General features: G+C 28.1%; 4 protein-coding genes. All 4 read right to left on the bottom strand.

Going from position 1 to position 7,278, the window contains the following annotated elements:
• Positions 1-310 precede the first annotated feature (310 nt).
• Positions 311-1,951, bottom strand: a complete 1,641-nt coding sequence (locus ABJG40_RS13975) for a hypothetical protein (RefSeq protein ID WP_348025208.1) — start codon at positions 1,949-1,951, stop codon at positions 311-313.
• A gap of 502 nt (positions 1,952-2,453) precedes the next feature.
• On the bottom strand, positions 2,454-4,184 hold the full coding sequence (locus tag ABJG40_RS13980) for a hypothetical protein (RefSeq protein ID WP_348025209.1): 1,731 nt from the start codon (positions 4,182-4,184) through the stop codon (positions 2,454-2,456).
• 11 nt (positions 4,185-4,195) lie between these two features.
• Positions 4,196-4,900 carry a hypothetical protein gene (locus ABJG40_RS13985; RefSeq protein ID WP_348025210.1) on the bottom strand — a complete coding sequence of 235 codons (705 nt, stop codon included), beginning with the start codon at positions 4,898-4,900 and terminating at the stop codon, positions 4,196-4,198.
• A gap of 510 nt (positions 4,901-5,410) precedes the next feature.
• Positions 5,411-7,231 carry a hypothetical protein gene (locus tag ABJG40_RS13990; RefSeq protein ID WP_348025211.1) on the bottom strand — a complete coding sequence of 607 codons (1,821 nt, stop codon included), beginning with the start codon at positions 7,229-7,231 and terminating at the stop codon, positions 5,411-5,413.
• Positions 7,232-7,278 lie beyond the last annotated feature (47 nt).

Raw genomic sequence — 7,278 nt, forward strand, 5'->3', positions numbered from 1 at the left:
CTAGACATAGATCTTTTGATAATTTCATAACAAATATGATCTCTGGGCTAATTGCATATTCTTTTTTACCTAAAAAACCTTCTATAAAAATCCCGAATATGTTACCTAATAATGCTATTGCTTAAGTCGAACTCACGTTAATAATGCTATTGCTTAAGTCGAACTCACGTTATAAATAGATTTTATGTTTGAAAATGATAAAAATCTAATTTTCTGAGGATAACCTTTTTTGCATACTTCCCATCTATTATTTGAGTAAAAAGGAAAGTAACTTTCAAATATTATATAAACTTAATAATGATACTATTATTTAGCTGTAAGTTGCTTTAACAATTTTTTCTAATTCTTCTTGATTTATAATTCCTAATTTTTTTCTAATACGATGTTTTGTTACTCGAATAGTATTTTTAGAGATTCCTAAAATTAACCCCATTTCATTATTTGTTAATTCTAGTTTTTCTAGGCATAAACAACGTATTTCTGCTTGACTTAAATTGTTGTATTCAGTTGTGATACTAGTAATAAAATTAGGGTGTACCTTTTTGAATAGGTTTTGAAATTGTTTCCAGTCATTTAGAGTTAAAATATTTTTATTTTTTAGTTCATTTATAAGATCTATATCATTTTTATAGTTTTTTTCTTTTTGTAGTTCTATTAAAAGGTTGCTATCTCTACGTACTTTTAAGGTTAGATTGTTTAATTTGTGTTTTGCATTTTCTAATGCTTTTTGTGTGTTTATTAGTTCTAAGTCTTTAACTTGTTTTTCTTTTAAAAGATATTTGTTTCTATTTTTATAAATAAGAATACTAATTATTAAGAGAAAAGTGATTAATAAAATAATAAAATTGCGTATTGTTAATTTTAGTTTGTTTTTTGATTGTAATTCTGCAATTTCTAATTCTTTTTCTTTAGCTTCAGCTTTTTGGTTTGCTCTTAATAATTTTAAGCTACTATATTTTTTATTGTAAGTATTTATAGCGGAGATGCTTGAATCTAAGTAAGATGCACTTAGTTTAGCCTCCATGTTAGCTGCATACCATTTACTTATTATAGGGTATAATAATCTTAAACGGTCTGTTTGTTGAGATTGTTTAATGTATTTTCTTGCTTCTTTTATTTTTATTTTTGCTTCAGTTAATCTTTCTTGTTTTAAATAAATATTTGCTAACGGAATAGCAGACCCTGCAGCTAGTCCAGGATCGTTTATAGCAATAGCAGATTTGATGTCTTTTTTTAATAAAGGAATTGCTTCTTTATATTTTTTTTGTAAATAATAATTGTATCCTAAGTTTCCAGAAGTAATTTCATGCCAAATTTTATTTTTATATTTAGTAGTATCTTTAATTACTTTTAAAAAATAGCTTTCTGCTATATTTAATTTGCCTAATTTTTGATAACAGAGGCCAATAGTACTTTGTGCTTCTATAACTGCTTTTGCATTAAAAAACGTTCTATTTAGTTTGGCTGCTTTGGTATAATATATAATAGCATTTTTGTAATCTTGAAAGTGGTAATAGCAACGACCAATATAGTTTAAATGCTCTGCCATATTAGGAAACTCTTGTGGTTGTAATTTTTCTAAAATTTTTGCAGATTTTAAAATCCATTCAAAAGATTTTTCAAAATTTTTAATTTTCCAGAAATGAGTAATAATTACTTTAATTGCACGTTGTTCTATATGATAAATCTTATTTTTATGTCCTTTTTCTGCTATTTCTTTTAGCTGATTTATTAATTGCGGTTTTTTGGAGCCATAAATAAACCAATTTGTATATGCCTTTAATAAATCTGCTTCTAAGGCAAGTTCTTTATCACTATTAGATAATGCCCACTTTTTTATTGTAGAAGTATAGTTTAATATGTATAAAGAGTCTTTACGTGTTTTATTAATAGTGTTTCTATATAATGTGTCTATTGCATTAATTTTATTTTTATAGGGTTTATGCAACATTTGTTTGTATTGCCCATAGGAGGAAAAACAATTGTAAAGTAAAAATAAAATAATTAATTTAATCTTCATCTAAAAAAAAAACGAAGATAATGTATTTTTATTCTTTTGCTCCTTTTTATTAAAGTTGTTACTAGTTCTGAGCTAAATAGCTATTTAAAAAATAAGCAACTTTTTTTAATAAATATTTAATAAAAAAAGGCACTAAAAAATAATAACTTTTTAGTACCTTTTAAAAGATATTTTTTTTAAATTCTTAAAGATTGGTCAACCCAAGGAATCCAAGTGTATTGAAAATTACATCTATCGCAAACATATGCTTTTGTACCTGGAATAATTTTTTGAATTGACCTTCTTTTTATTCTGTATCTAGATACAGATTTGCATTGGGGGCATGCTTTCATGATAAATAATTAATTTTTTAAATACCTAAAGCATCACAAGCAGATTGAGGTACTTTAAAAGTTTTGTTGTTACTTTTGGTAGCAATGTTCTACTGTAATGATTATTGAATTAAGTCGCAAGCTTCTTCTGGTAGCTCAAACTCAAAATCAAAAAAGGTAGTGCTATTAAAAGTCCATTTATAGAAATAATTTTTTCCTTTGTAAAATGTTTTAAAATTATATTCTTTACCAAGTTCAAAACCTTGTAAGAATACAAATCCTTTGTTAAAAACTCCTTCATAACTAAAGATACCATTAGATCTTTCTACATAAATAGGAAAACCATCTGGAATAAAGTTTTTTTCGCCACAATTACCTGCAACACCAACCGCAATAGTTTTTTGGTCTGGTAAACTTGAACCTTTAGTTAAGTTAATTCCTAAATGACAATCTACAAAAGAAGAAATTTTAGTAATATCATTACTTAACCTTTCTCCATTTAATGTAAAATAAATTTCATATTCATACTCCGTTTCAGAATTAAGGGTATAAATTCCTTTTGGATCTCCAGAGTTTATAGTCTGTTTTAATGCATCAATACAAATTCTATTCCAACTGTTATTAAAGGATTTAAACATGATTGATTCTGATCTACCAATATAATTTATTATAGAATTTATGTTACCATCTTTTATATCTACTTCAAAAAAAGTACATATTCTTGGTGTAGGGTCATTATTATTTGATAGCGGTAAATACTCTGCAACTACTTTAACTACTCCTGCAAAGTCTGATGGTAGGTTTTCTGCTGTAATTTCATAATCAAAATCTAGGAGGTCTTCACATTGATAATCTATAAAATCTATTACTGAGTAGCTAGATAAATGTGTAGTTTCAAAATTGATATTAAAAGTTTCTGTAGTTTCTCCTGCTACCAATGTTCCTAAACCATGATACGTCCATTCTTCCGAATCTTCTTCATTTGTGTATATAGGTAAAGTATCACCAAGTTTTACAACTTTGCCAGTAAAAGGGTTGTTCGCATTAGCTGTCATTTCTATAGTTACTTCAATAGGGTTGGTAAATTCTTTTACATCTACACCATTAACATCCATAGTTATTTCTGCAGTCCCCGTGTAAAACTTTGCTTCTTTATCAATAGGAGCTCCATTTTCATCTTTAAATGTATATTCTGATAAGTACTGATTTATACCTGTAGCATCTGTGCTTTTTAGGTAGATATTTACTTCATCACCTGTTAATGTGTTTCCTAACTTATCTTTAAACTTTGTACCTGTTTTTATAGTAATGGTATTTTTTCTTATAGAGTTGGTTTTTGTAGTTGCTAAATCTATTTCTGTTGCTAAAGCATTGTCTGTTAAAGTAGCGGTTTTACTTATATTGTCTATACCGCTAAATCTTATTTTATTTTGATTTGCTAATTGTAAAGTTATAAAAGATGTAGTGTCTTTTATAGTAACAGGATATGTTGTTGTTATATAGTCTCCACCACTTATAGTTACATCAAAATTTAGTTCTTTTACGCCTGTACTTTTATTAGGGTTTACGTTTAATTGAATAAAACCATCCGTTTCATAAAGCGCAAATTCACCAGCTTCATTTACCAATTTATCTGCATCTGCGCCTCCAAAGACTACAGTGAAATCGGTATCAACAATAGCTTGCTGATTGCCAAAATAATCTTGTAATTCAATTACTGCAGTTTGCTCAAAAATTGCGTTGGTAACACCAACATTAAAGTCATCTATTTTATCAAAAAAATCAGTACATCCTACCAAAAAGGTGAAGGAGATTACTACAATTATGGATAATTTTTGTAATGTATTTTTCATTTTTCTATGTATTAAAAATTATAAGTTAATCTAAACTGTATTCTAGGTATCATTGTTAAAGATTCAAAAGCATCTTGTAAATCTGATTGCTCATCTTGTGTAGGTGCTAATAATTTGTCTGCTTCTAAATTTACTGTAGGTGATTTGGCAAAATAAGTACCAATATCTACTCCAAAACCAACTCTGTTTTTAGGAATTGCTCTACCAAAACCAAAGCCAATAAAAGGAGCAGTACCAGACCATTTAGAGTTAATGATTACTTTACCAACATCTTGAGCTGCTACAATAACATCTCCGTATTCAACTCCTTCTTTGTAAGTAATTAATCCATTAATAGCTACATTGTTTAAAAAACCAATACCAAAAGCGAGTTTAAATGAAGATTTTTTAAAAGGTACATATTCGATACCTGCATCTATAATAGTGCTATTTACACCGCCAAGAAAATTGACATCATCGTTGTCTAAAAATTCAGAGACATCTACCTCTTTGTCTTCTATTGTAAGACTGTGGTAGGCAACAATTGCATTTAATTTTGTGTTTAATTTTCTAGCATATCCAACACCAAATCCTGAGGTTCCGAAAGAGATGTTTAGTCCGTTTTTTTTAGTTTTTACAGTCTCATCATTATTAATGTAATTTTTTTTTGTTTGTTGTGCGAAATTTTGTGTGCTGTAGCAAAATACAATTGCCACTAGTAATAACTTAATTTTCATGTAGTTTTTAATTGATTATAATAGACGTAAATAAACTGTAAAAACAATAATTAATACTAAAAAGAGCGTTACAAAAGCGTTACAAAATGTTTTCTGATAGCTTCTTTACTTAATAAAGAAGCTAATTGTTATGTAGGGTACAAAAAAGTTGTATTTAGACTTAATTGATAATAAAAATGAGTAGAGTTCAATATTTATTAGTCTTTTTTCTGTATTTTAAAACTCTTTTGTATTTATTCGTTTAACGTTAATAAGCTTGGTTTAGTTAATAATAGTTCTTTCTATGATATATCTTGGAAGTAAAAATTCAACAAAGAAGAAGAGGGTTGAAAAAGTACTACTTTTTCAACCCTCTTCATAAAGATAGGAGTCTTTTATTTAAATTCTTAAAGATTGGTCAATCCAAGAAATCCAAGTGTATTGAAAATTACATCTATCGCAAACATATGCTTTTGTATCTAGATACAGATTTGCATTGGGGGCATGCTTTCATGATAAATAATTAATTTTTTAAATACCTAAAGCATCACAAGCAGATTGAGGTACTTCAAAATTTTTGTCTGTAAAGGTTTCACTATCAAAAGTCCATTTATGAAAATAGCTTTGTCCTTTATAAACCGTTTTAAAATTGTATTCTTTACCAAGTTCAAAGCCTTTTAAAGTCATTTTACCTTGTTTAATAGTACCTTCATAACTAAAAGCACCGTTTTCTCTTTCTACATAAAAAGGAAAACCATCTGGTACAAAAGTTTTGTTGTTACAATTGGCAGCAACATCTATTGCAATGTTTTTTAAATTACCAATATTAAAATAATCTGTACCATCTTGTGTTAAGTTTATACTTAACTCACAATTTGTAAAAGTTGCAATGCTTGATAAATTTGTTCGGTAGATTACGCCTTTAGAAGTTAAATAAAGCTGTGATTCAGTAGTGCTTTTACCCCAAATTGAACCAGTCTTAGTTACAATATTCACATCATTTCCAGATGCAAGAAGACTTTTGATATCATCAATATAGCCAGTATCAAAAATAGTTGTTGTATAATCTTCTTCAGAACCTCCCCGGATATTTATGTATCTATTTACCTCTTCATCATATTCTTTTGATCCTTTGATATAATTACTAGGAAAAGTTTGCCTAGGTGTATCTACAGATACTACTTTACCATTTACAATTTTGATTTCAAATGCATAATAATAACGATCACCAGGAATAAAATTGAAAGTTCCTTCATACACTGTACGTAGTATTATTTCGAACGTTGCAGAATAGTTGTCTGGTAAGTTATTAGCTGTAATATTATAGGTATTGTTGCTACAGTTTGTGTCTTTAAAATTTACAACTGTATAATTAGATAAATGTGTGGTTTCGAAACTAATGTTAAATGTATCTGCAGTATTACCTGCTGTTACAGTTCCTAACCCGTGGTAGGTCCAGTCTATAGATTCTTCTTCATTGGTGTAAATGGCAAATGTATCTCCAAGCTGTATTGTATTATTTGTTTCTGGGTTTGTTGCATCCGAAGGTATTTCTATAGCAACATCAATAGCATTGTTAAACTTTTTTACAGTGGTGCCATTTACATCCATTTTAATGTTTGTATTACCAGTTATAAAAGTTGCCTCTTTTCCTGTAATTTCTAAACCATTATTATCTTTAAAAGTTAAAGTACTAGTAGGTGGTAATACTTGACTTAAAGGATCTGTATTGATAACTTCTATATTTACGTTGCTACCTGTTAATACATTATCTGAAGCATCTTTGAATTGTGTACCTGTTTTAACGGTAACAGAACTTGTGGTTAAAGAATTTGTTAAAGACGTTTTTGTAGTGGTTGCTATTGTAGTTGTATTATTGGTTAAACTAACCGTTTCACTAGCTGTATTTGTACCTTTGTATATTTTACTATCGTTTACTAAAGATAATTTAATGTGAGAAACCGTATCGGTTAAAGTTACAGGGTATGTTGTTGTTATATAGTCTCCACCACTTATAGTTACATCAAAATTTAGTTCTTTTACACCTGTACTTTTGTTAGGGTTTACGTTTAATTGAATAAAACCATCTGTTTCTGTAAGTGCAAATTCACCAGCTTCATTTACTAATTTATCTGCATCTGCACCACTAAATTCTACTTTTAAATCAGTATTTACAAGATTTTGTTGGTCTCCAAAATAATCTTGTAATTCAATTACTGCGGATTGTTCAAAAATTGTGTTACTAACACCAACGTTAAAGTTGTCTATTTTATCAAAAAACTCAGTGCATCCTACCAAAAAGGTGAAGGAGATTACTACAATTATGGATAATTTTTGTAATGTATTTTTCATTTTTCTATGTATTAAAAATTATAAGTTAATCTAAACTGTATTCTAGG

This window comes from Polaribacter sp. (assembly GCF_039939415.1).
Classification (GTDB): domain Bacteria; phylum Bacteroidota; class Bacteroidia; order Flavobacteriales; family Flavobacteriaceae; genus Polaribacter.

Excerpts from the sequence above, each read along its gene's own strand:
- ABJG40_RS13980 (WP_348025209.1), bottom strand. The coding sequence starts at position 4,184 with ATGAAAAATACATTACAAAAATTATCCATAATTGTAGTAATCTCCTTC.
- ABJG40_RS13985 (WP_348025210.1), bottom strand. The coding sequence starts at position 4,900 with ATGAAAATTAAGTTATTACTAGTGGCAATTGTATTTTGCTACAGCACA.
- ABJG40_RS13990 (WP_348025211.1), bottom strand. The coding sequence starts at position 7,231 with ATGAAAAATACATTACAAAAATTATCCATAATTGTAGTAATCTCCTTC.
- ABJG40_RS13975 (WP_348025208.1), bottom strand. The coding sequence starts at position 1,951 with ATGTTGCATAAACCCTATAAAAATAAAATTAATGCAATAGACACATTA.